25 protein-coding genes are annotated in these 22,875 nt (G+C 47.9%); 15 read left to right on the top strand and 10 right to left on the bottom strand.

Features of this window, described 5'->3' with window-relative positions; translation table 11 throughout:
* Window positions 1–468 precede the first annotated feature (468 nt).
* The 3 genes from QMZ30_RS12735 (at window position 469) to QMZ30_RS12725 (ending at window position 2,624) form a co-directional block, all read left to right on the top strand.
* Window positions 469–762, top strand: coding sequence for a hypothetical protein (locus QMZ30_RS12735; RefSeq protein ID WP_502921478.1), 294 nt, complete (start codon window positions 469–471; stop codon window positions 760–762).
* Between the two features lie 153 nt (window positions 763–915).
* On the top strand, window positions 916–1,428 hold the full coding sequence (locus QMZ30_RS12730) for a GNAT family N-acetyltransferase (protein WP_283227660.1): 513 nt from the start codon (window positions 916–918) through the stop codon (window positions 1,426–1,428).
* A 137-nt stretch (window positions 1,429–1,565) separates the two neighbouring features.
* Window positions 1,566–2,624 carry a YeiH family putative sulfate export transporter gene (locus QMZ30_RS12725; RefSeq protein WP_283227659.1) on the top strand — a complete coding sequence of 353 codons (1,059 nt, stop codon included), beginning with the start codon at window positions 1,566–1,568 and terminating at the stop codon, window positions 2,622–2,624.
* Between the two features lie 138 nt (window positions 2,625–2,762).
* Here QMZ30_RS12725 and QMZ30_RS12720 read toward each other — a convergent pair whose 3' ends face one another.
* The 6 genes from QMZ30_RS12720 to QMZ30_RS12695 form a co-directional block, all read right to left on the bottom strand.
* Window positions 2,763–3,074, bottom strand: coding sequence for a hypothetical protein (locus QMZ30_RS12720; protein WP_039333421.1), 312 nt, complete (start codon window positions 3,072–3,074; stop codon window positions 2,763–2,765).
* Between the two features lie 300 nt (window positions 3,075–3,374).
* Window positions 3,375–3,635, bottom strand: coding sequence for a hypothetical protein (locus QMZ30_RS12715; RefSeq protein ID WP_283227658.1), 261 nt, complete (start codon window positions 3,633–3,635; stop codon window positions 3,375–3,377).
* Window positions 3,636–3,771: 136 nt separating this feature from the next.
* Complete coding sequence (gene umuC, locus QMZ30_RS12710; protein WP_283227657.1) at window positions 3,772–5,034, bottom strand: translesion error-prone DNA polymerase V subunit UmuC; 1,263 nt, start codon at window positions 5,032–5,034, stop codon at window positions 3,772–3,774.
* Window positions 5,034–5,456, bottom strand: coding sequence for a translesion error-prone DNA polymerase V autoproteolytic subunit (gene umuD / locus QMZ30_RS12705; protein ID WP_283227656.1), 423 nt, complete (start codon window positions 5,454–5,456; stop codon window positions 5,034–5,036). Before umuD ends, umuC begins: the two co-directional genes overlap by 1 nt.
* A gap of 204 nt (window positions 5,457–5,660) precedes the next feature.
* The gene (locus QMZ30_RS12700; RefSeq protein WP_502921481.1) at window positions 5,661–7,754 is read right to left on the bottom strand and encodes a TonB-dependent siderophore receptor; all 2,094 of its coding nucleotides are present in this window, start codon (window positions 7,752–7,754) and stop codon (window positions 5,661–5,663) included.
* 588 nt (window positions 7,755–8,342) lie between these two features.
* On the bottom strand, window positions 8,343–9,239 hold the full coding sequence (locus tag QMZ30_RS12695; protein ID WP_283227654.1) for a LysR family transcriptional regulator: 897 nt from the start codon (window positions 9,237–9,239) through the stop codon (window positions 8,343–8,345).
* 111 nt (window positions 9,240–9,350) lie between these two features.
* Here QMZ30_RS12695 and QMZ30_RS12690 point away from each other — a divergent pair, with 111 nt between their 5' ends.
* The 5 genes from QMZ30_RS12690 (at window position 9,351) to QMZ30_RS12670 (ending at window position 14,739) form a co-directional block, all read left to right on the top strand.
* Window positions 9,351–10,151: an alpha/beta fold hydrolase gene (locus QMZ30_RS12690; protein WP_283227653.1), complete on the top strand. Its 801-nt coding sequence runs from the start codon at window positions 9,351–9,353 to the stop codon at window positions 10,149–10,151.
* Between the two features lie 300 nt (window positions 10,152–10,451).
* Window positions 10,452–11,552 carry a mechanosensitive ion channel family protein gene (locus QMZ30_RS12685; RefSeq protein WP_283227652.1) on the top strand — a complete coding sequence of 367 codons (1,101 nt, stop codon included), beginning with the start codon at window positions 10,452–10,454 and terminating at the stop codon, window positions 11,550–11,552.
* Window positions 11,553–11,597: 45 nt separating this feature from the next.
* Window positions 11,598–12,359, top strand: coding sequence for a 2-phosphosulfolactate phosphatase (locus QMZ30_RS12680; RefSeq protein ID WP_283227651.1), 762 nt, complete (start codon window positions 11,598–11,600; stop codon window positions 12,357–12,359).
* 321 nt (window positions 12,360–12,680) lie between these two features.
* Window positions 12,681–13,079, top strand: a complete 399-nt coding sequence (locus QMZ30_RS12675; protein ID WP_283227650.1) for a cupin domain-containing protein — start codon at window positions 12,681–12,683, stop codon at window positions 13,077–13,079.
* 541 nt (window positions 13,080–13,620) lie between these two features.
* Window positions 13,621–14,739 (top strand): PIN domain-containing protein, encoded by a 1,119-nt coding sequence (locus QMZ30_RS12670; protein ID WP_283227649.1) that lies wholly within the window; start codon window positions 13,621–13,623, stop codon window positions 14,737–14,739.
* A gap of 189 nt (window positions 14,740–14,928) precedes the next feature.
* Here QMZ30_RS12670 and QMZ30_RS12665 read toward each other — a convergent pair whose 3' ends face one another.
* The 3 genes from QMZ30_RS12665 to QMZ30_RS12655 form a co-directional block, all read right to left on the bottom strand.
* On the bottom strand, window positions 14,929–15,645 hold the full coding sequence (locus QMZ30_RS12665) for a GNAT family N-acetyltransferase (protein WP_349306831.1): 717 nt from the start codon (window positions 15,643–15,645) through the stop codon (window positions 14,929–14,931).
* A gap of 72 nt (window positions 15,646–15,717) precedes the next feature.
* Window positions 15,718–16,047 (bottom strand): contact-dependent growth inhibition system immunity protein, encoded by a 330-nt coding sequence (locus QMZ30_RS12660; RefSeq protein WP_283227648.1) that lies wholly within the window; start codon window positions 16,045–16,047, stop codon window positions 15,718–15,720.
* A 1-nt stretch (window position 16,048) separates the two neighbouring features.
* Window positions 16,049–16,882: an RNase A-like domain-containing protein gene (locus QMZ30_RS12655; RefSeq protein WP_283227647.1), complete on the bottom strand. Its 834-nt coding sequence runs from the start codon at window positions 16,880–16,882 to the stop codon at window positions 16,049–16,051.
* Window positions 16,883–17,490: 608 nt separating this feature from the next.
* Here QMZ30_RS12655 and QMZ30_RS12650 point away from each other — a divergent pair.
* The 5 genes from QMZ30_RS12650 to QMZ30_RS12630 all read left to right on the top strand — a co-directional run bounded on the left by QMZ30_RS12650 (window position 17,491) and on the right by QMZ30_RS12630 (window position 20,942).
* Entirely contained in the window at window positions 17,491–17,895 is a 405-nt protein-coding gene (locus tag QMZ30_RS12650; RefSeq protein WP_283227646.1) for a VOC family protein, read from the top strand.
* A gap of 78 nt (window positions 17,896–17,973) precedes the next feature.
* Window positions 17,974–18,426 (top strand): GNAT family N-acetyltransferase, encoded by a 453-nt coding sequence (locus QMZ30_RS12645; RefSeq protein WP_283227645.1) that lies wholly within the window; start codon window positions 17,974–17,976, stop codon window positions 18,424–18,426.
* Window positions 18,427–18,717: 291 nt separating this feature from the next.
* On the top strand, window positions 18,718–19,653 hold the full coding sequence (locus QMZ30_RS12640) for an arginase family protein (RefSeq protein ID WP_283227644.1): 936 nt from the start codon (window positions 18,718–18,720) through the stop codon (window positions 19,651–19,653).
* Between the two features lie 354 nt (window positions 19,654–20,007).
* Window positions 20,008–20,277 (top strand): hypothetical protein, encoded by a 270-nt coding sequence (locus QMZ30_RS12635; protein WP_283227643.1) that lies wholly within the window; start codon window positions 20,008–20,010, stop codon window positions 20,275–20,277.
* Between the two features lie 497 nt (window positions 20,278–20,774).
* A complete protein-coding gene (locus tag QMZ30_RS12630) occupies window positions 20,775–20,942 on the top strand; it encodes a con-10 family general stress protein (RefSeq protein ID WP_283227778.1) in 168 nt (55 codons plus the stop codon).
* A 121-nt stretch (window positions 20,943–21,063) separates the two neighbouring features.
* Here the strand turns inward: QMZ30_RS12630 and QMZ30_RS12625 are convergent, their stop codons facing one another.
* Entirely contained in the window at window positions 21,064–21,567 is a 504-nt protein-coding gene (locus QMZ30_RS12625; RefSeq protein WP_283227642.1) for a P-loop nucleotide/nucleoside kinase family protein, read from the bottom strand.
* Window positions 21,568–21,672: 105 nt separating this feature from the next.
* On the opposite strand from QMZ30_RS12625, the gene QMZ30_RS12620 reads away from it, so the two are divergent.
* Complete coding sequence (locus tag QMZ30_RS12620) at window positions 21,673–22,239, top strand: flavin reductase family protein (protein WP_283227641.1); 567 nt, start codon at window positions 21,673–21,675, stop codon at window positions 22,237–22,239.
* Window positions 22,240–22,304: 65 nt separating this feature from the next.
* Window positions 22,305–22,841, top strand: a complete 537-nt coding sequence (gene msrA, locus QMZ30_RS12615) for a peptide-methionine (S)-S-oxide reductase MsrA (RefSeq protein ID WP_039334791.1) — start codon at window positions 22,305–22,307, stop codon at window positions 22,839–22,841.
* Window positions 22,842–22,875: the final 34 nt, after the last annotated feature.

Raw genomic sequence — 22,875 nt, 5'->3', positions numbered from 1 at the left:
TGTTTTCAGTCCAGGAAGGTGAAATGGATCACGGGACTGACTGCGAGGAGATTTTGTCGATAACAGGGCAAATCGCTAGATAACTCTCCACAAACAAACAACTTTATCGTATTCACTGCAACCTGACTGCGAACATCGTCAGCATTAAGTGTAGACCGGGATCACAGTTTTGCCAGGCACACAGGGTTTATTCGCCGTTTAAGGTGCAGTTTCGTGCCTTTCAGCGGCGAAAAAACCAAGACAGCCTCTTTTGTAACGCTTCGCTTGAATTTGCCTTTATTACCAGATTTTCCTCACTTGCATCCGCGCCGCCGATTGGCTTATGGTGCGTCTACCGCGCGTGTTAAGGCGGAAATAAGGCCGGAAAAGGCCTATATCTGCGTCAATTGACGCCTTCAGGCAGGCATTCAGGAAGATGAGAATCCGATCAAGTTCACACTTTGATGATGTTATGGCAGGTGGCTTCTGATGATCCCTCAGAGCTACAGTCAGCGCGTCCACTTCTATTACTGCATTCTGGTGGCGCTGAAAATTAATGCCAAAACGCGTAAATCGGGCGGCGTGCGCGGTAAGAATAATTTTTTGCTGAAATGGCTGCGCAACGCGCAGAACAACACCATTTTTCACCCCGATATCACCAGCGAGATTGAGTGGCTGCGTGGCAAAATTATCAGTGCTGGCCCGGACGCTGATTTAGAACCGATGCTGCAATACGTCTACGACACCGCGAAACGCGCCGAGACCATGCGATTAGGATCGTGAATCCTTTTACCCACCCCCACAATGATTCAGCATTTCACCAACAGAAATGTTACGTGTTCTGTGTAACAATGTGGTCATAATGTAAAAATAACACATTGAAAAGCCAGCATATGGAGCCTCCAGCTGCGCCAGCATAAATACGGGACATCTGATATGAATTTCACCATACGCAAAGCTCAGGCCGAGGATGCGCAACTGCTTCATCAATTGGGACGCATGACTTACAGCGCCCATTTCAAACATATGTGGGTTTCAGCCGACGAGATGGATGCGTTTATCGATAAAGAATATGGTCTGGCCGTGTTACACAGCAGTCTTGCGGCAGAAAATGAAAGTTGGTTGATTGCGGAAACCGATCACCCCGTGGGCTTCGCTAAAGTAACCTGGAATTCGCCCGTCCCCGATTCTGGCATGACCGGAGCGATGCTGAATAAGCTCTATCTTAATCCTGACCAGACCGGTAAAAACTACGGCAAAATCATGTTTGAGAGCATCATCCGTGAGGCCCGTGACAAACGCGAAGGTTACATGTGGCTGGAAGTGATGGCGGAAAATGTGCGCGCCCGTAAATTTTGGGAAGCCTTTGGCATGCAGCACATCAAAGATATTCCGTTTATCACCGCCTCGCAGCGGAGCACGCTGCAAATTCTGGGCATGGTGATCTAATTCCTCTGTTGGCGCTGCGAGTCTGATATTGCCGCGCCCTCCCTTACTTACCACTTATTCAGGTTAATTATAACGATATAATCAGTTTTTATTTTAAGCCTTTCCTCCGCATCATAACAGCAACACAGGAGGCTGTTATGGCTGATATTACTCTTCAAAAACACTCACACAGCATCGCGCATTTTGCGCCCGGTTTGCTGCTTACCGCTGTTATTGCACTGGCAACTGCATGGCTCGGCAACGTACCTTCGGTGGCGCAACTCGGCTTAGGTGCGCTGACGCTGGCGATTATCGGCGGTATCATTTTGGGCAACACCCTCTACCCGACCCTGCACGGTCAGTGTGATGCAGGCGTGCAGTTTGCAAAACAGAAACTGCTGCGTCTTGGCATTATCCTTTACGGCTTTCGGCTGACCTTTCAGCAGGTGCTGGATGTGGGTGTGAGCGGTGTCGTCATCGATATCCTGATGTTAACCAGCACCTTTGCCCTCGCCTGCTGGCTGGGGCGGAAAATACTGAAACTGGATCGTGAAACCGCGTGGTTGATTGGTGCGGGCAGTAGCATTTGTGGTGCCGCAGCGGTACTGGCAACCGAACCGGTGATCAAAGCCGAATCATCCAAAGTAGCCGTCGCGGTGGCGACCGTGGTGATCTTTGGTACCGTAGCGATTTTCCTTTACCCGCTCATCTGGCATAGCGTCTCTCCGCTGCTGCCGGGTGTCAGTCTGAGCGAGTTTGGTGTTTACACCGGCTCAACCATGCATGAAGTGGCGCAGGTGGTTGCCGCCGGGCACGCCATCAGTGGGGAAACCGAGAACGCGGCAGTGATCGCCAAAATGTTGCGCGTGATGATGCTGGCGCCGTTTCTGGTGGTGATTGGTTTGATGATGCGCCGCACCTCACCCGTCACCGGCGGCGAGAAACAGCGCATTACCTTCCCTTGGTTTGCACTGGCGTTTATCCTGGTGGCGCTGTTCAACTCTGCGCACCTGATTCCCGCTTCCGCTATTGCGGTGATCAATCAACTTGATAACGTTTTACTGGCGATGGCGATGGCCGCTCTCGGTCTGACGACCCATATTAGTCAGTTGAAAAGAGCGGGTTTACGCCCGCTGCTGTTAGGGCTGATGCTGTTTATCTGGCTGATTATCGGTGGCGGTGCGATTAACCTCGCGGTGCATCACTTCTTGGGGTAACCCATATCAGGAACGGGGGAGAAGAGTATTTTCATGTCGGTGCGCATCAATGCGCACCCAACGAAAAACCACATCCATTCTTGTAGAGTCGCCATTAATGGCGACCGATTATTGCTCAACGTTCACGCTATTCTCCCCTTACTGGCGAAAATGTTTGCGCGAGTAGATGGCGGTTTGCCTGCGGCTTTTAATGCGGAATTTGGCATGCGAAATCACCGTCATCCACTTCGGATCGACCTTATTGGTCAGATAGATATTTAACTCGCTCAACAACGCTTCCCATTGTTTAGCCTGCCAGACTTTATCACTACCGAGCGTCTCTTTCATTTGTTGAATAAGGTGATCCACTCTGGTTTTCACTTCGTTCAATGTTTCTCCAGCTTGATGGGCTGCCGCTAATTTCCGGATCTCGGTGGCGTAATAATTGATATCGATTTCGTTCTCGCGCACGCGAACCTCTGCTTATTATTGGTCCATTTTATTACAATAACTCAACTACTCGGGTTAACATAATCGGCAGAACCTTTCGCCGCTTCGCTATTATCACACATTCGTTGTTTTATTCTGCGGCACAGCGCAATGCTGAGGTCACGATGAAATAAAAATGCCGCCCATCAATGGCGGCTTAAGTGCATTTTCGGAAAACCTTGAAACTGGGTTTCATTATTTTTTCGAATTCCTTACGCAATACTGAAACTCACGCTGTCTGAGCGCCAAGCCTAGACTGGCGTGCCTTGCGGCAGTTCTGACTTACGCTTTAATGGTGAATGCTAATTCACTGAGCTTTTGATATTCCTTCGCCAGTTTTTTGAGTTGCGTTGTACGCATCTTATCTGCTCGTGCCAACGCCTCTTCCTCGGTCAACTGAAACTCTTTCTTCTTAAAAAACTGCTCAAAGTTATACTCACGGTCGCGCTGTTGTACAAATACGTCACCGTCATTTTTAAGCTCACCTTCCGCGATGTAGATGCCCCGGGTTAATGCATATTTTGTTATATAGGCTTTTGTCATACTGTCCTCTCATCATTCTACCTCTGATAATTAAAGCAAAAATGCCACTTTTTTTACAGCCCTGACTAAAATTACGGGTAATTCCTGGATTACCTCTACATTATTTTCTACTCATCTTCTTCTGGTTTAGCAAACTCTACTTTGCAACAGGCAAGTCAACATATCGGGTCGTGTAAGCCGGAGATAACATCTCGCGTTTCATCGACCAGGCTTTCTGTATTCCTTGCCCAGCAAACCAAAGATGCCCTTTTCCTTTTTTATTGATGTCATCTATCACATGCATCAGTGCTTCACTGTTGGCCTGCGGTTGGATGCGATCAAACAGGTCCAGTTGCGCGATGCCCTGACTGTAAAAGTCACCCAGCATGACGCCTGCTTTCATATAGCGACATCCTTCCCGCCAGATACGATCTAATGCTTCCAGAGCAACACGAATAATGTCGCGCGTGTCGTTAGTCGGCGTCAGCAATGAGCCAATTGCCTGATTACCGTAAAATACTTCACCTTCAGCATGGGGACTGGTGCGAATAAACACGCCAATCTGTCGACAATACTGCCGCTCTCCACGCAGTTTTTCAGCGGCACGCACGGCATAGTTGCATACGGCCTCTCGCATATCGGCATAGTCTGTGATGCGCCCGGCAAAAGAGCGTGAGCTGATGATCTGCTGTTTGGTTGGCACCGCCTCTTCCAACTCCAGACAGGGTTCGCCACGTAGTTCCCGCACGGTGCGCTCCAGCACCACATTGAAATGCTTGCGGATAACCCAGGTACTCTGCTCGGACAAATCTTTGGCAGTGATGATGCCCATATCGTTCAGTTTTTTACTGATACGACGCCCGACACCCCATACCTCTTCCACCGGCACCAGTGCCAACAGTTTCTTTTGTCGTTCAGGGTTGGAGAGATCCAACACACCACCGGTTTTCGTCCATTTTTTGGCCGCATGGTTGGCCAGTTTGGCCAGGGTTTTGGTGGGCGCAATGCCTACCCCAACCGTCAAATGCGTCTCGCGTTGGATCCGTTCACGGACTTCCCGGCCAAACTCTTCCAGCACACAGCAATTACGCACCCCCGTGAGGTTCATAAACGCCTCATCTATCGAGTAGATCTCAACAGCAGGCGCCATCTCTTCCAGTATCGTCATCACGCGCAGGCTCATGTCCGCGTAGAGCGCATAGTTAGAACTGAACACATGCACGTTATGGCGACGTAGCTCATCTTTGATTTTGAAATAGGGGCCGCCCATACCAATCTTTAACTTTTTGGCCTCCGCAGAACGCGCGATAACACAGCCGTCGTTGTTGCTTAACACGATCACCGGCTTGCCTTTGAGATCGGGTCTAAACACCGTCTCACATGAAGCATAGAATGAGTTCACATCCACCAGCGCGAACATTATTTTTTCAACGTCTTGATGACATGTTGCACAACACCAAAGATCTCAAACTGGTCCGGGTCAGAGACGGGAATGATGGCGTGTGCGGCATTCATCGGTTTGAGATGCAGGTAAGGCTTAAGCATCAACTGCTTCACCGTAAACTCACCGTCTATGGCGGCCACCACCACATCGCCTTGCTCTGCTCTTAGCGAGCTATCCACAATCAGCATATCGCCGTCACTGATCCCACCTTCAATCATCGAGTCACCGCTGACTTTAATGAAATAGGTTGCGCTGGGATGTGGGACGCAGAGATCGTTGAGGTCAATACGCTGCTCAACGTAGTCCTGCGCTGGCGAGGGAAAACCACAGGGCACACGGCTGATAAACAGGGGCAAGCTGAGGATGGCGCGGATTTCCGCGGGTTGATAAAACACCATGATGATGGCCTTCAATAATACTGTATATAAAAACAGTATTACCAATCCCCCCGGTTTGATCAACTCAGATCTTGAGGGGTTGTGCAAACCGATTGGCAGGAAAGAAGATTTAGTTTGATCGGCCTTTGACAGTGGATTAATCACCATCCCCCACCGAACAGGCGGTGCCTTATCGGGCACCGCCTGACGTCAGGGATAACGGTGTTAGAACTCCACACTGGCGCTGAGCACCAGATTACGTGTTTCACCTTCCGCTACGCGCAGATTACCGCCGCTCGAGGTGTAATAATGCTTGTTAAAGATATTGTTGAGATTCAACTGCAGATGCGTTTTTTTACCCAGCAGTTGGTTATCCCAGCCAATAAAACTGTCGGCAACGGTATATGCAGGCAGAGTAAAGCTGTTGCTTGGATCGCCCGTACGCGTGCCCATATAACGCACCCCTCCGCCGAGACGGAAACTGCCCGGCAACAGATTTAAGTGCAGATTATGGCTTAAATATACCGCCCCGGAATTTCGTGGTGCGTTTTGCAGACGGTTGCCATTATTCGTCGGATCGGTTTTATCGTTAACAATTTTCGCCTGGTTGTAGCTGTAATTGGCGCTGATATCCCAGTCCGGCAAAATCTCGCCGTTCAGCTCTAGCTCAACGCCGCTGGAGCGGGCTTTATCCACGGCATAGGTTCCCTCGTTTAATGCTAAGGCAACATTGCGCTCATCGATGCGGTAAAGTGCAACCGTGGCCAACAGGGCTGGCGTCATCTGCCATTTACTGCCCACTTCATAGGTCGTGCCCTGCTCCGGTGCTTCGACGTCACCGCTGTCATCCGGGTTAGTAGAAGGTGTAAACGATTTACTTAAGCTGCCATAGAAAGAGACGGTCGGTGTCAGCTTATAAATCAACCCGGTTTGCGGCAGGAACTTATTACCTTCGTCGCTGTAAGTCAGTGTGGAATTACTGCCTCTTGATTCACGTTGCTCATAATGCTGATAACGGGCACCGGCGACAGCAGTCCACTGCGAAGTCAGGTCAATACTGTCTTTAAAATAGATGGAACGATTGTGAATGCGGTTGAGCAGATTACTGTCAGCGGTTTTCTCCGTGCTGCTGTCAGTGATGGTATCCAGGCCATAGACCGGGTTGCTCAGGGTAAAATCATTATTCTTTTTACCGTTATAAGCGTGAGCTCGATAGGTTTGGTTCATTTCATAATCAGTGCCGACCACCAGATTATGCACCATACCAAATATTTCTGGCGTACCAATGGCGTCCCAGGAAACATATTTTGTTTTATGGTTAAAGCCACGGAACGCATCCGGACGCCGTGTGACAACACCGGTAGTAGTATTAATGGCGGTGGTGGTCATGGTGTTGCTGCTGTACTTACGTTGGTTCATACCCAGGGTTACGCGAGTCGACCAGGTATCATTAAACTGATAATCCCAATGGGTATTGAATGTCTGATTACGCCCCCACGCTCGGTTCGAATAATCATCCAGACGAGTTTTGTAGCCGATATCAATCGGTTTTCCATCAATAAATGCCGTACCACGGTCGTACGGAATATCGTATTGATAGCTTTCATAGCTGATATAAAAACTGGCTTTATCACCATACCACTGTAATGAAGGCGCCAGTAAATTGTGTTTTTCATTACCGTATCCACGCCAATAGTTCTGTGCTTGCTTCTCAGCAATCAGACGAAAAGCAAAACCATTGCCCAGTGGTCCCGTAATATCAATATTTCCAGCCCCGCCGCCGGTGCTGTTGTAATGCCCACCGACAATGGTGTGCCAGTCATATTGTGGTTTTTTGCTGACGACATTAATCATCCCGCCGGGATTGAGAATACCGTATAACAGCGAGGAGGAACCTTTTAATACCTCGACATGATCCGTAGTCGCATCAAGATTAAGCCCCTGGCTGCTACGAATACCGTCACGGAAAACAGATCCATCAGAGTTTGAACCAAAGCCGCGACGTACAATGCCGTCTTCTGTCTGGCCCAATGTATTCGCTTGCGACGCACCACTGACAAAACGCATGGCGTCGGACACCGTAGTAGACTGATAATCTTGCAGCTGTTTTTGTGTCACGACACTGACTGACTGCGCTTCATTCAGTTTCGACGTCGGTGTTTTACTGGCGACGGAGGTGGTCGGGCTGGAGTATCCATTATCAGCTTGTACCGTTGGTTCAGCAGCGGTAACAGTAAGGGTATTATTATCATCAGCGGCAAAACTGCTGGCTGAAGATAATAATGCACCACTGTAAACCGCAAGCCATATTTTCCCCATGGAATGCTTGCGGCGCTGAGCGGATTTATATTGGCTCATTCTTGACTCTTATCCCCTGAAATTAACACAAACTGTTTTTTATGGTTTGACCCCATCCTGTCATGCTTCCGTCTGTGATTGAGCGGGGTTGCGTGATCGGCAGGTCCGGTATTTTTTTCGAAAAAATGCACATCTAAATGCAAGTGATAATCATTTCATCACGGTTTAATGTAGTAGTAAATATGAAATATCAGCCTTAACACTACAGAACTACGTCATCCATTTTCAGGAAAAACCGGCGTCATTCATAAAAATAAAATCATTAAATTTCAGTTATTAATGCATGATTTTTTGACATTTCGCCTCTACAAAGTTGAAAGTAGCAACATGATTCCATCCTGTTTATTCCAGCGAAGCCACTACATTTCGTTCACGAAAAAACATGGAAGTTAATGATTCTCATTGTCTTTTTGACAGTGATTGACTGAATATAGACAGAACGCCGAATGCTGTACTGTTGTGTAAACATTACGACAGGTTCTGAGGGGCAAACGGCACGGCATGATATTCATTGCCTGAAAATAGCGGCTGCCGTTAAAACCCATGACGTTACAACGGGGCATCACCTAAAGCTTCAGCAATAAAATCCACAAAGCTGCGCACTTTAGATGGAATACGAATCGCGCTGGGATAAACCGCTTGCAGAGTGAGTTCAGTGGTCCGGTATGCAGGCAGCAGCGTTATCAGCCTGCCCTGCTTTATATGTTCGCCAAACACAAAGCTTGGGCCGTACGCAATGCCTGTTCCAGCCAACGCGGCTTCAAGCAGCAGCTGGATGTTATTGGCCGTCATGCGGCATGCGCCTTCAATAGTGTGTGGCCGGCCTTGAATGTCATAGACCGTCCAGTCGCCTGTTGATACCGCCTGGCTAAACGCCAGACGAGGCGCACGGGAAAGATCCTCTGGCGTCTCTGGTGTACCCTGACGTTGCAAGTACGCGGGTGAGGCACACAACATCATCCTGCAAGGTGCCAGCCGCCGCGTAACGAGCAACGGATCATCAAGACGCCCAACCCGGATAGCCACATCAATGCGGTTTTCCAGCAGGTCTGCGTATTTGTCATCCAGCACCACATCCAGAGTGACCTGCGGAAATTGCCCAAGATAGCGTGAGACGATCTGGCCTAAATGCATGGCACCGAAGGCGACCGGCGCGGCGATGCGAAGCAAGCCTCGCGGAGTGGTTTGGATATCGCTGGCTTCCCGGTTCGCTTCTTCCATCGCCTCAAGAATCGCTTTGCAACGAACGTAATAGCGCTGACCGGCATCGGTCATGCTGAGACGCCGGGTCGAACGCTGCAGCAAGCGGACATTTAATTCGGACTCTATCGCGCTGACATGCTTTCCTGCCATGGCAGGCGAAAGCTGAAAACGTCTGGCGGCAGCGGCAAAGCTGCCTTCCTCCACTGCCGCGATAAAGATCTGCATGCTGGTAAATCTGTCCATTGACCTCAACCATTCGATACTCTGGGTATCGTCTGTCGATACATTTTCGCCAATTATCATCCACCCGCCTTGTAATTACCATGATCTCAATTTCCTGGAGAGGTATGAACGATGAAAATTGTAGTGAATGGGATTGGGATTAACGTGCAGCAGCAGGGCAGCGGTGAAGTGGCGCTGGTGTTTCTCCATTATTATGGAGGGTCGTCACGTACCTGGAAGAAAGTGATACATCAGTTACCTGATCGTTACCGCACCGTGGCTATCGACCACCGCGGCTGGGGAGAGTCTGACGCACCGTCCTCCGGATATCGGATTGCTGATCTTGCCCAGGATGCCGAAGGGGTTATTTCAGCACTTGAGCTAAAACGATACATATTGGTCGGTCATTCGATGGGAGGAAAAGTGGCCCAACTGATGGCGTCGCGTCGCCCTGCGGGTCTTGAGGGCCTGATGCTGGTCGCGCCTTCCCCACCTGCGCCAATGCGCCTGACCACCGAACAGCGTGAGACGTTAGCCAGCGCCTATTGCAGCCGCGAATCGATCAGCTATGTGATCGATAATGTTTTGACTGCAGGTGCATTAAGTCCTGCACTGCATGAGCAGGTTATTGAAGATAGCCTGAGCGCTTCCCCCGAGGCCAAAGAGGGTTGGCCAAACGTGGCGATCAGCGAGGACATTCGCCAGGAAGTCTCTGCGATAACGGTTCCGGTGAAGGTCATTGCTGGGGAACAGGACCGCGTCGATCCTCCTTCGACCTTGCAAAGCGATTTACTGCCTCACATTCCACATGCCGCTATGCACATCATCCCCGGTGTTGGACATCTCCTGCCTTTGGAGGCCCCAGAAAAGGTGGCGAGTCAGTTGTTAGACTTTATTGCCGCTATTGAGGCTGGGACAGCAGTCTATCGCTGAGGTATCCGTAGGCCTGTCATGCCCGACAGGCCCGTTAGGAGTAGAGGGAGGGATGGAAAAAATGAATTCAGTATGAACAGACATGCAAATGAAAAACTAATCATATATATCAAATGGTTAAATGTAAATTCCACTAATAGAAGGAATGATTTATGCACTAACCAAACCAATAAGCCCAATCTTTCATAAACTAATAGATGTGAATCCCGTCATTCACAGATAAAAGAGAAAACATCGATGACTGATTTTTTGGGACTAATCTGACAACTTTAGATTGTGAGCTTAATATAAGGGGAAATAATGCCATTGATATTTGATGAGTTATCTGGCGCGCCATCGTGGGTGCCTGCTGTATTGCTTGTCACCCTCTCATTAGCAGTGGGTTTCCTGGCCCGATTCTTACTCCTTCGATTCATCCGCTACTGGCAGAGTCGTGATCGAAAGCTCTTCAAATCGCTTGAAAATCACCTTCGTGGCTCTCTGTTTTTGTTCATCCCTTTACTGTTGATCAACGTTGGGGTGAATTACGTTAATGTCAGCCCGGATTCGCTCTCCTTTATTACCACCACGCTGAATGTCTTTATTATATTGTCATTGTGTTCGATTTTAGTTCGCCTGACCAACGTCGTACAGGATATGTTGTTTATCCGCTATGATATCAATCTGTCGAATAACCTTCGCGCCCGTAAAATTCGTACGCAAATCATTTATGTCAAAAAGGTCGCGATTGTCATACTCGTCTCATTCTGTCTCTCTCTGATCCTACTCAGCTTCCCTGGCGTCCGAAAATTCGGTACCACCATCCTTGCTGGTGCGGGCGTGGCGGGCATCATCATCGGCTTTGCCTTGCAGAAGTCGCTGGTCAATCTGTTTGCAGGAATACAAATTGCCTTTACGCAGCCGATTAAAATTGATGATGCGGTGGTGGTGGAAAATGAGTGGGGATGGATTGAGGAGATAAACCTGACTTATGTGGTGGTGCGCATTTGGGATCTGCGACGCCTGGTGCTGCCCATTACCTACTTTACCGAGAACGCCTTCCAAAACTGGACGCGTAATAACGCACAGATATTAGGCTCGGTGTTTCTTTACCTGGATTACTCCATGCCACTGGAGCCACTGCGAAAGCATTTTGAAAAAGTGCTCAGTGAAACCAAGCTCTGGGATCAACAGACCCAAGTGCTGCAGGTAACCGATACGACGGATAAAACCATGACCATCCGTTTATTGATGACCGCACAAAACTCCCCCACCGCCTGGGATTTACGCTGTTACGTGCGGGAGAAGATGATTGAGTTTGTGCAGCAAAATTATCCGCAGAGCCTGCCGCGTCTGAGAGCGACATTGACGGAACCGGGGATGGAGCGTTCGGTGGAGCAGTCGCGTAAAGAGGCATCATAAATATGTTAGATTTGATTCCGCAAAATCTGAAACGGATAACACGTCATGGCATGGTTCAGTCAGAGTCAATTTGAGGTACGTCTTGAATGGGGGTTATCGGCGGTCAATTACTTAGCGGAGGAAGTAGACTGTGCGGTGATCGTCGACGTGATGTCTTTTTCTACCTGCGTTAGCCTGGCGGTTGATAATGGCGCCCGCATCTATCCTTATCCGTGGAAGGACGCCTCTGCCATTGAATATGGAGATAAAATCGGTGCCATAACCGCCAGTGCAGATCGGCGATTCAGCGGTAAAGGCTATAGCCTGTCGCCCACTTCGATCCGGCATATCAGCGAAGGCGAATGTCTGGTACTTCCCTCCCCTAACGGATCGGCGGTGTCATTCAAAGCCAGAGATATGGGCATTGCGGTTTTCAGCGGTTGCTTCAGAAATCTCTATGCAACCGCTGAAGCTTGTCGCGGCTTTGAGCGTGTTCTTGTCATTCCCTGCGGCGAGCGATGGCCTGATGGCACGCTACGCCCATCAATAGAAGATTATGCAGCCGCCGGAGGCATTATTGCCGCGATGGGCCGCGATAATTGTTCACCCGAAGCACGGGCAGCGGTTGCCGCATGGCAATTTCACCAGCAGCAAAGTCTGCGACATCTTTTCGATTGTTCATCTGCGCTGGAACTTCGTGAGCGCGGGTTTGCAGAGGATGTGGCCCTCTGTCTTGACGTGGATACCGCTAAGCTGGCAAACCGACTGCATGGTGATTTTTATGCAGCAGATTTGGCACAGGCTCACCTCACACCTCATCTGGGATAATCGGAATTCATTCTGAAGTGAATCCCTTAGCGTCACGTCTTATTGAACTCCCCGCCGCCACAATCTGTGTGGCGGCTATAATGTGATATACATCTCATTATTCATGAGGGATTACTGATGGCAAATCTGTCACGTAGGCACTTCTTGCGTTGGGTCTCAGCCTGTTCAATCGCTGCGCCCGCTATCTTTGAGCACTTCTCGGCAACGGCAGCGACCACATCGAATATCCAGCTACTTCATCTGGAGCCTAATGGTTGGGTGCCTAATAACACCAAGCTTCCCGTTATTCTTTACCATCACGCGTTAATGCCCAGCTCTGATATGACTGATTCCACCGAAACGCAGTTTGAGAAGAACAATTGGCCGCCACAGTGGGTGGCGAGCATCTTCAACTACCACCACTACCACAGTACTGCACATGAGGTGCTCGGGTGTGTCAGCGGAACCGCGAAAGTGATGTTGGGTGGGCCTGGGGGAGAAATCGTGACCTTAAATGCAGGAGATGTGGCACTGCTGCCCACCGGCACAGGTCACTGCAACCAAGGAAGCAGCGATGATTTCCAGGTGGTCGGCGCTTACCCGCCCGGCCAGCAATGGGACATCTGCCGGGAAGCGCCAACGGCATCGATGATACAGCGGATGCGCCACCTTCCCTTTCCTGAGAGCGATCCGGTGCAGGGCAAGAATGGTGCACTTATGCAGAAGTGGCAGAGTAGCTGAGTGGGTTTGTGGATTGCTTGAGGATTGGGCTTAAGGGGGTGGTAAAGCTGCCTTGCTGTGTCATGAGTAATTCTGGAGGCCTGTGTCATGAAAGGGCAATGTCAGGAATGCCCGCGGATTATCGTGGCAATGTCTGCTGTGTGCCCAGGCTGTGTGAAAACTGTTTTGGTCGCTTAAATTGCCAAAAAGAAGGCTGAAAACAGCGCTTCTAGGTAAAATTTGCTCAGATAATCAGTCGAGCATTCCCAGATTTTGCGTAGATGCGCGCACTTCAGTTTTGGGTCAGGGTTTTCACACAGCCTGTGCCAGAAGCGGACCTTTCTAAATCAATTGCATGTTAAACGACTGGGGGTAGTTCAGCCTGCAGATTTTATTACATTGTTTTTACGATTGATTTTTGACAAGATAATTCGTCATTCATTTTTGTAAGAAATGAAGCAGATATTAATAAAACTCAATTGAGATTTATTAACTTGAAGAAAACCTTCTATTAGGTTATTTAAAGATTAGTAGTTTAACGAAAATCAATCGAAGGAATGAAATGTTAATACTAATAGATACAAACATATTCTATAATAACTGGAAGATGTCTGGCGCTATGTTTCAAGTGCTGTCTAATTACATTGAAAACACAACGGGAAATCAACTTATTTTACCTTTTGTTGTATTTGAAGAAACTCAAAAGAAATACGACGAGGAAGTTGAAAGGTTACAAAGAGAAATATCACAACTAAAAGGAAGGGTAAGAAAATTATCAGAAAATGATTTTTTCATTGATGATTTGGAAGACGAGGTAAAAGAATTTAGCTTTAAAAAAGAATTATTGAAGATGTTCCCCAATACACACATCATACCATCATCGTATATCGATAACGACTTGTTATTAAATAAAGCAATATTTTCCAAACGGCCATTCAGAGACAATGAGAAAGGCTATCGAGATGCCTTAATATGGAATAGCCTGACACAATATTTACACAAGGGGGATTTGGGAGATAAGATTGTTTTCATTACAAACAATTCACATGACTTTATGTCCCCAGACAAAAAAACAAAAGAGTTCCATTCTGATTTAAAAGAAGATATAGCCAACCTTGGATTACAAAATGATTTTTTAATCTATAACTCGTTAAATGAATTTATAACTAATCATGTAGACCAAGAGCTCCATAGTTTTTCACATCGAAAGATAGAAGAAATAGAAGAGAGGTACATAGAAACCATTGAAGATGAATTTGAGGATTTCACTCCAATTCATATGAACAATTTAAGTTTGGATGAGTGCGCATCTTTATATGAATCGTCTGGTTTCAATGGTGCAATAATTAGGATGTGTAAAGACTTTAATTTTGATGTCATAGAGGGAACGGAAGACCCATCAATGTATTCGGGATATAAACTACCTGACAATAAGTATGCATTTGAGTATTCTTATAACTTTAGAATATGTAGCCTTGAATTTTTCATTGACACGGGGATTTATCATCAAAACAAGGAAAACATAACCAAGGAATTTATGAATGTTGAAGTTGGCCAAACAACCACAAGATTTTCCTCTTACCCCAGAATTTATTTCTATGGTAGTGGTATTATTGATCTAGCTAATAATCACATTGAAAAAATAAACATTGAAGACTTGGATATAAAAATGAAATTTTAAATCGAGCGCCCCTTAACATTGCTGCAACAATCTTCTGACTTTACCGGACAAATCATATTTGGAATCTCCAAGCTTCTGTCTAGAGATAAATGTCCGGTTTTCGCTCAAAGCGGCTTCACAGCTCCGAACACAGAAACGGTAGCTCTACTTTATCGTGAACGGCAGTATTAAGCAGAATCCGTTTTACGATTACTGTTCGTGCAGCAATATTTTCAAAAAACACAAAATATCTTTTTGACCTTCGTAGGGTTCGATATTGGAAACGATTTTATAGCCATTTTTCATATAAAAATTCACCGCTCTATGGTTCGACTGCCGGGTTTCAAGGCACATCGCGGTGTAGCCCATGCCTTTAGATGAAATTTCTAAAAAATTGAGTAATGCGCTCCCAATGCCAGGAAGGCTTCTGTCTGAATACATCCTTTTGAGTTCTGCTGTCTTGCTTGTTACCGGACGTATAGCCCCACACCCTACTGCTTCCCCCTTATCATTTCTGGCAACAACCCACAGAGATCCCCGCTCATCTGCGAGATCAATAATGAAATTACTTTTTCCCTGATCACCAGGAATGGAGGCAAGCTCTGATGACATTTTCTCTATCAACTGTTGAGACTCTGCATTAAAAAAATCTGATTTTTCAATTGTTATCATATTACCCTTCATTAGCGTAACCATCATGATTGATACAGATGATAAAGCATCATCCAGAAACATGTGGTAGATAATTTTCGCATGCTCATTCTCAAATGTTTCATTAATTCCGCCCTTAGCGCAAAGCGGCTCGCTGGTTCTGTCTTGTGCCCGCCTTGCTAAAAGCAGAAGTAGCATAATTAATCTTATTTCAAATGTGCGCAGGATTGACATGTTCCCGGTTGATTGACACACAGCATTGCTAGCAAGATCCATGGAGACTCAATTTCAAACGTCCGCAGATCGCTCATAGCTGCCCCCGCACTCAAGCGTACAGCTTTCAGTGGATTATGATTGGTCCTGATTATCCTCATACTCTTTGATTGCATCGTTAACCATTCTGAGAACCAAATGAAGAAAGTCTTCTGCGGTCGTACCCCACAGTTCCGGAGCAAATTCATCTCGGAAGTAATGGTTAAACAACGTTCCCGGGGCATCACTTTTGCTAAGAAAGCGTTCGATATCGGCCACAAGTCCATACCAGCTTGCCCGGTGTTCTTGTTCTAGAAAAATTCGTATTTTCGGCTCAACTTGAACCGTATCATCAATCAGGTCGTAGTCCTGACCGAAATATATTGTAATGAAACAGCTTAACTCGTTGAAATCGGAACGGTGCATATCAGGCCTTTGGAAAAGCGGTGAGTACGAAATAGGGTTTGCCGTGCCAGTTCTGAAAACGCAGTACCAGCCGAACGCGATAGCAGCGGATGACCTCAGATGAGCCCCTGCGAACCATTATCCCGGTTTGCCCGGCAAAAACGCTTTCCAGCTCCATTTTAGCGTTCATGCCTGCCGGGAGATGCTTCACCCACATTTCAATTTGATTCTTATTATCTCTGATGACGCGGCTTATTATCTGCTCAGCTTCGCGCTGGGTACGAAAGCTACTTGTCGCAGATAATGCAGGACGCCTTTCCAGCCGAGCAATAAGCTCCTCAGCAGATTTTCCAATATGGCGTTCGAGTGTATGACCGCCGGTTGACCCAGAAGAAAGAGCTTCATGCGCGGCCAGGCTGATACTTCCGGAGCGGATTGACACGATGCGCACGGCCCCCACAGCTAATGCAAAGCCGAGGGGAAGCGTTAGGTCAACTGTTGTACCGACTTTCATTGCGGTTTTGGTGTCAGCACCAAGTTCCTCTGCAAGCTCGACGGTGGAATTATAGGTGTCCGTCGTTATCTTGCGCCCCGTCCAGACCTGTCTGATTGAAGCCTGTATGGTATCCAGACTGTGCGTACCGACGAAAATGCATCCAGCTTTGGAGAGCATTGTGGGTTCAGGCACTACACACATTGCACTGGCACCGAACATTTCAACAACGCCACCAGCAAGATTCAGGCCGCCGTATATTCGATTACTCAGGGTTTCCCCTTCACTAACAGTTCTGTCTGAGAGAACCGCAGCCATCTGCACCGGCGATAGCGCAACTCTCAATCCGTTGTCGTCATCCATAAAACCTATCTTCTAAATTGACTCAGATCTGGCAGTTCTTATGCCAGGGTGTTTTTTTACACTTACATACTAGCCCGGAGGATATCAATAAGAATGAGGGGATAAGTTTTACTGAACTTGAATTAAGTGCGCGCATCAGCTTTAGTTTTCCTTCACGCAGCTTCAGATACACAGAACTAAATCATTTGGTTCAGTCGGCTGTATTAAGTTCTCTACTCATGCACCGACATGTCATCACTCTCAGCCGACTTTTTACCGTGCCAGGATGTCTTAAAAGAGTGATGCGGAGTGACGAATCACATATTACTTAACACGTGATAGATATATTCCTCAAATGCCGCATCGGCGAAAAAAATCTGTTGTGACCGCCCTTTTTTCTATACGTGCATAGCCATGCAGTAGGTCCAAAATTAGCATGGCAGATTTTCGCGTCGGGCAAGGAAAGGGCTGCATTTAAGCCCGGAGGCCTCATAAACACGCTGGGATCTCCGGGAAAGAGGACCGAAGCAGTCTTATGTTAAATCACGTGCTGTTACGTGCCTAGGTGGGTTGCCTGTAAACAATAACTGAGGGAATCTTTCCAGTTACACCTATACAGGAGCAACACTGTGAAAATAACGAAGATTGACCATGTACACGTGTATGTTGATGATATTGATCTGGCTGAGCGCTGGTACGAAGATGTTCTCGGTTTTATCCGCGATGACTCGTTGTACTTCTGGTTCGAGCAGGGAGGGCCGCTGGTTGTCAGGAATCACGGCGCGTCACTTTCGCTTTTTCTCAGAAAAAATCAGTCTCCCGGCCATACGATAGCTTTCACTGCAGAAGCTGCGGCATTTGTCGATTTAGTCGCTGCTCTCAATGCCAAAAATATCCCGTTTACCGCCTGCGATCACGATGTATCCATGTCCCTGTACTTCAGCGATCTTAGCGATAACAAGATTGAACTGACCAGCTACGACTACTCTCAGGCAAAAAGGATTCTGGAGAGTACGGTATCGCCTTTGCCCTAAGCTGAAATCTGATCGTAACAGAACCCTTGTGTTAAATTTGAGCGCCCAGCCCACGTCATTAAGAGAGAAATAAAAATCATGACCGAGACGATGCGAATCGCAACGATAAGTGATGCAGAGGCCGTTACGGCACTAACCAGAATGGCTTACACCAAGTGGGTGCCGGTGATTGGTCGAGAACCTCTTCCGATGAAGGCAGATCATGCTGCATTCATCAAAGAACACAGAGTTGACCTTTTGTTCTGTGGCAAAGAGCTGGCCGCGCTCGTTGAAACAATTCAGCGCAAGGAAGATATCCTCATTGAAAACGTCGCTGTTGACCCGCGTTTTCAAAAACGCGGTTATGGAAGAAAGATGATGGCCCATGTAGAGCAATTGGCAGTTCAAGCCGGTTTAGATGTCGTCCGGCTCTACACGAACTCGCTGTTTGAAGTGAATCTTCGCCTTTACGCATCGTTGGGCTATAAATTTGAACGCAGTGAAGAACGAAACGGCGGAGTTGCTATCCACATGCTCAAGCGCTTGGCCTAAGCGATATGTGGTGTAGTCAGACGGTAGGTGTGCCAGGCAAATGGCATCACAGAACTTTGATGCAAAAGGAGGATTAACATGTTCCCACTTGATTGCCACACGACATTGCTAGCAAGAATCATGGAGACTCCATGGCGCACATCTGCTGATCGACCATAGCAGAGCATCTCCCCGCCCTATCCAAAATCACTTTCGCAAAAAGCCCAGACTATAATCCAGTAACCACAAGACTAGTTCACTGAATGATACTCGTTAAATACCCACGCGCATTCAGCCAACAGCAGGATGATAATGCAAAAAATTATTCTTGTTCCGTCTAATCTTGGGCTTAACCCGCTCTATGAAGGGCACATTCCTGGAACGTATCGCGCTCCGTCAGTGTTGATGCAGCAGGGACTGGATAAATGTTTCTCAGCCTTCGAGATCGTAACGGTTCCCTGCCCTGAATACAGCCCTGAGAGTGAACCATGCACAGACATTTTAAACGGTCATAAATTGAGACAGCTTAATCTGCATCTGGCAGATGAAGTAGAAGCTGCCCTTCGCTGCAAATTAAAACCTGTTTTAATTGGGGGTGACTGCGCAATACTGCCCGGTGCTTTGCTGGGTTGCAGACGTCAACTTGGTAACCTTGCCCTTGTGCATATCGACGGTCACAGCGATTTTCGTCATCCAGGCAACTGGAAGCGTGGGTATGGAGATCGTCCCGGCGCGGCGGCGGGTATGGATCTCGCACTTGTCACTGGCCGTGGCGAGCCGTTACTCACACAGTGGCCCGGCATTGATGGCCCTTTGATTGAGGATAAAGCCGTTATTCAACTGGGAGAGCGCGAATCACTGCTGGAGGATTATGAATGGCCTGACATCGCAGAGACTGATATTCGGCGCATCACTGTTTTTGACGCACTGAAGTTGCAGGATAGCCAGCTCGTCAGTTTGATAAATGAACGCCTTGATGATTTTCCTGCAATGCCTTACTGGATTCATCTCGATTTGGATGTGCTGGACAGTGATGAAATGCCAGCGGTCGATTGCCCCGGTCAGCCTGGCTTATCTTCTCAACGCCTTGTCAAAGTCTGCCAAACCCTGTTTAACCCTTCCCGCTGCTGCGGCATAACAGTGACCATCTATGATCCTGATTTGGACGCAGACAGGAATATCGCCGAACTTGTAGTAGATATGATTAGAAATATTACTCAAGAAAGTGCACATTGCCCGAATGGCTAATGCGCACCTACCTGTCAGGATGCTGCATGACGGTCGCCATGAATGGCGCCCCTACATGAATGCATAGGGTTTTACATGGGGTGCATTTTTAGCGCACCCATCAAAATATTCATTTATTACTCACTATGTGTCATCACATCTCAATTCAATGCATGTTCTCAAGGCAATCCCAGCACAAAGCGTACGATTTAATAATCCAAACATAAACAGTCTTCAAATGGTATGGATTCTACGTCTCGCTTATTTCCGATTCTGACTGGCATGGGTTGAATAACATCAATTTCAATGCGATATTCCTGATGCACAATACTTTATTCACACCGAACGCCGTTCGTATTTGCTTAGGGAGTAATAATGTCAGCTGAGGATAGAATCAAGGAACTGGAAGCAACGGTACAGTACCTGAAGATTGAAACAGAAGTGCTGCGCGAATTGATGATCAAACAGGTTGCGCTGAACAACATCACGTTTAAAGGTAAGTACGATGAAGTTCTGATTCAGATGGCCAGGGAATATGAAGCCCGTGGACTGGATTCAGATCGCAACCGTGCCCTGCATGAAGCGATACGGCAGTATGTTCGTTATGACTCGCCATCAATAGATGGCAGTGAGCCGTCAGATTAGTCCTTTTGATGGAACAACAGAGCCGCCCCAAAGCGGCTCTTCGCTTAACGCTTAGATGTTAGGCTTTTGCTCATCAGGCAAATCCTGATCATCATCGTCGTCATCCGGTAACGGTTCATCGTCACCCGGCAGCGGTATCACTTTATCTGGATCTGGACGCTCTGACATATTTACCTCCAGCTACCCGGAATGGGTAAGTTAAGCTTAGTCGCTGTAGTATTCGCGCGGTTTAAATAAGCAAAAATTGTGATTAAGGAGTCGAATAAATAATATCAAGACTTACACGCTTGGCTTATTAGTGAAAAATAACATAACGATGCAAGAAAATAACAAATCACTTCGCCCACAATGAAAATAAACTTGATATTATCAACGTGATACTTTTTTATTCAGCCGTCGCGCTTGAAGCGATGTATTTCGCAATTAAAATTAAAGATGCAAAAGCACATGATGTGTTTTCCCATCATGTTAATGATCACGCATCAAGAGGCAATACCATGGCTCAACATAGAGGCGGTTCAGGTAACTTTGCGGATGACAAACAAAAAGCGTCTGAAGCAGGTAAGAAAGGCGGCCAACAGAGTGGAGGCAGTTTTAAAGACGATCCACAAAAGGCCTCCGAGGCAGGTAAAAAAGGTGGGAAAAGTAGTCACAAAGGATCCTGATGATTCACTTTGATAATTACCGGGACCGGGAGCAAGGAACGCTCCTCATCCACATTTTTTATTATGCTCATTCAATTCGGGCGACGTTTCTTCTCTTACGCCTTATACCGTTCAATCGATGTTAACCGTGCACCACCACATTAAACCCTTCATCCGCGCCCGGTGCAGTAAAGTAGCTGCTGATCAGCTCAAACTGCGCATCTGTCGCCGCAAAGTCGTGGCTGCCTTCAGCATTGCGCGCGCGTAAACGGCTCTTGCACAGTGCGTCCGGCACATCAAGGAAATGCAGTTGATGTTCTGCCTGCGCACTCTGGATCACCGCTTTCATCCATTGACGTTGACTCAAGGTGTTGGCTGGGAAATCCAGCACCACCGATACGCCACGTTGCAATAACGCGATTAAGTGCGGCGTCATCGCATTGCGCAGTTTGCCCGCACAGCGCACGTAATCAGCGACATCCTGCATCTCTTCTGCAAATAGATGCGCTAGCCAGGCATCTTCGCTGATGATGACGGCTCCGTTTTCTTGTGCCAGTTGATGCGCCAGCGTCGATTTTCCCGCGGCAATTTTGCCGCACAGCAGATGTAAGACAGGACGAGATGTGGACACAGACGCAGATTCCATTAACCAGCTCCAGATAAAATGACGCTCTACCATGCCGTGAAATGCCGGTTCAGTAAAGCCTGGCAGCTACACTTACTCTATCTCTGTGAAAAAAGGAGACGCATAATGAGCCAACGCCTGCACAAAATTGACTTTCCGGTGAGCAAGGCGAGGAAATATCTGGAGCCGGGTCCGGTGGTGTTAGTGAGTTCGCAGTTTGAAGATCATCACGACATCATGACGCTGGGCTGGCACACCATACTGGAGTTCTCCCCCTCGCTGGTGGGTTGCATGATCGCCAGCGGCAATTACAGCCATGAGTTGATTCGCCAAAGCGGCCAGTGCGTGATCAATGTGCCATCCGCTGATCTGGTCGATAGCGTGGTGGCGATAGGCAATAGCCATGGTGATCGTGTCGATAAGTTTGATGCCTTCAAACTCACCCCCGAACCCGCCAGCGTGGTCAACGCGCCGTTGATCGACGAGTGCTTTGCCAGTTTTGAGTGCCAACTGTATGACGACTCAATGGTGAACAACTACAACTTCTTCATCTTCGAGATCGTCAAAGCTCATGTTGCCGAGCAACCGGAATTTCCAGCCACCCTGCACTACACTGGCGAAGGACGCTTTACCATCATGAGCAATAGCGTGCTCGATAAACACCGCGATTTTAAGCCAGAAATGTTAATTTGAGTCTGTTGAAATCGCACCCGAGCGCCCTCACAGTATTGCTTTCGACCTGACAGGAGTAAAAAACGATGGCAACCGAATATGCGGTGATCGCCGGTGGCTGTTTCTGGTGTACCGAAGCAGTGTTTAAAGATGTGATTGGCGTGGAGTCAGTCGAAAGTGGTTACACCGGCGGCGAGCGCCCGAATCCGACCTACGAGCAGGTGTGCAGCGGTGCAACCGGTCATGCCGAAGCGATCCGTGTTGGTTTCGATCCCGAGCAGGTGAAGTACGGCGACCTGCTGGATATCAGCTTTGCGACACACGATCCAACCCAGTTAAACCGTCAGGGTAACGATGTGGGCACGCAGTATCGCTCTGCAATTTTCCCCGCGAACCCAGAGCAGGAAGCAGAAGCGATTGCCGCCATTGCCCGTGCACAGGCCGATCTCAATGTGCCCGTGGTCACCACCATTGAGCCGCTGAAAGAGTGGTACCCGGCAGAAGATTATCACCAGGATTACTGGGATGGTGCCGGTCAGCGCAACGGCTACTGCATGGCGGTGATCCCACCGAAACTGCAGAAGCTGCGTAAGAGCTTTGCCAACCGCGTGAAGCAGGGTTAATCCCCCACACATGCACAACGTCCGACGACGTTGT

Source organism: Pantoea sp. EA-12 (assembly GCF_030053355.1).
Classification (GTDB): domain Bacteria; phylum Pseudomonadota; class Gammaproteobacteria; order Enterobacterales; family Enterobacteriaceae; genus Pantoea; species Pantoea vagans_C.
Note: the sequence above shows the minus strand (reverse complement) of the source record. Positions and strands in the feature narration are given on the sequence as shown.

Coding starts and splice junctions, on each gene's coding strand:
- QMZ30_RS12735 (WP_502921478.1), top strand. CDS start 469: ATGATCCCTCAGAGCTACAGTCAGCGCGTCCACTTCTATTACTGCATT.
- QMZ30_RS12730 (WP_283227660.1), top strand. CDS start 916: ATGAATTTCACCATACGCAAAGCTCAGGCCGAGGATGCGCAACTGCTT.
- QMZ30_RS12725 (WP_283227659.1), top strand. CDS start 1,566: ATGGCTGATATTACTCTTCAAAAACACTCACACAGCATCGCGCATTTT.
- QMZ30_RS12715 (WP_283227658.1), bottom strand. CDS start 3,635: ATGACAAAAGCCTATATAACAAAATATGCATTAACCCGGGGCATCTAC.
- umuC (WP_283227657.1), bottom strand. CDS start 5,034: ATGTTCGCGCTGGTGGATGTGAACTCATTCTATGCTTCATGTGAGACG.
- umuD (WP_283227656.1), bottom strand. CDS start 5,456: ATGGTGTTTTATCAACCCGCGGAAATCCGCGCCATCCTCAGCTTGCCC.
- QMZ30_RS12700 (WP_502921481.1), bottom strand. CDS start 7,754: ATGGGGAAAATATGGCTTGCGGTTTACAGTGGTGCATTATTATCTTCA.
- QMZ30_RS12695 (WP_283227654.1), bottom strand. CDS start 9,239: ATGGACAGATTTACCAGCATGCAGATCTTTATCGCGGCAGTGGAGGAA.
- QMZ30_RS12690 (WP_283227653.1), top strand. CDS start 9,351: ATGAAAATTGTAGTGAATGGGATTGGGATTAACGTGCAGCAGCAGGGC.
- QMZ30_RS12685 (WP_283227652.1), top strand. CDS start 10,452: ATGCCATTGATATTTGATGAGTTATCTGGCGCGCCATCGTGGGTGCCT.
- QMZ30_RS12680 (WP_283227651.1), top strand. CDS start 11,598: ATGGCATGGTTCAGTCAGAGTCAATTTGAGGTACGTCTTGAATGGGGG.
- QMZ30_RS12675 (WP_283227650.1), top strand. CDS start 12,681: ATGACTGATTCCACCGAAACGCAGTTTGAGAAGAACAATTGGCCGCCA.
- QMZ30_RS12670 (WP_283227649.1), top strand. CDS start 13,621: ATGTTAATACTAATAGATACAAACATATTCTATAATAACTGGAAGATG.
- QMZ30_RS12665 (WP_349306831.1), bottom strand. CDS start 15,645: ATGGATCTTGCTAGCAATGCTGTGTGTCAATCAACCGGGAACATGTCA.
- QMZ30_RS12660 (WP_283227648.1), bottom strand. CDS start 16,047: ATGCACCGTTCCGATTTCAACGAGTTAAGCTGTTTCATTACAATATAT.
- QMZ30_RS12655 (WP_283227647.1), bottom strand. CDS start 16,882: ATGGATGACGACAACGGATTGAGAGTTGCGCTATCGCCGGTGCAGATG.
- QMZ30_RS12645 (WP_283227645.1), top strand. CDS start 17,974: ATGACCGAGACGATGCGAATCGCAACGATAAGTGATGCAGAGGCCGTT.
- QMZ30_RS12640 (WP_283227644.1), top strand. CDS start 18,718: ATGCAAAAAATTATTCTTGTTCCGTCTAATCTTGGGCTTAACCCGCTC.
- QMZ30_RS12635 (WP_283227643.1), top strand. CDS start 20,008: ATGTCAGCTGAGGATAGAATCAAGGAACTGGAAGCAACGGTACAGTAC.
- QMZ30_RS12630 (WP_283227778.1), top strand. CDS start 20,775: ATGGCTCAACATAGAGGCGGTTCAGGTAACTTTGCGGATGACAAACAA.
- QMZ30_RS12625 (WP_283227642.1), bottom strand. CDS start 21,567: ATGGAATCTGCGTCTGTGTCCACATCTCGTCCTGTCTTACATCTGCTG.
- QMZ30_RS12620 (WP_283227641.1), top strand. CDS start 21,673: ATGAGCCAACGCCTGCACAAAATTGACTTTCCGGTGAGCAAGGCGAGG.
- msrA (WP_039334791.1), top strand. CDS start 22,305: ATGGCAACCGAATATGCGGTGATCGCCGGTGGCTGTTTCTGGTGTACC.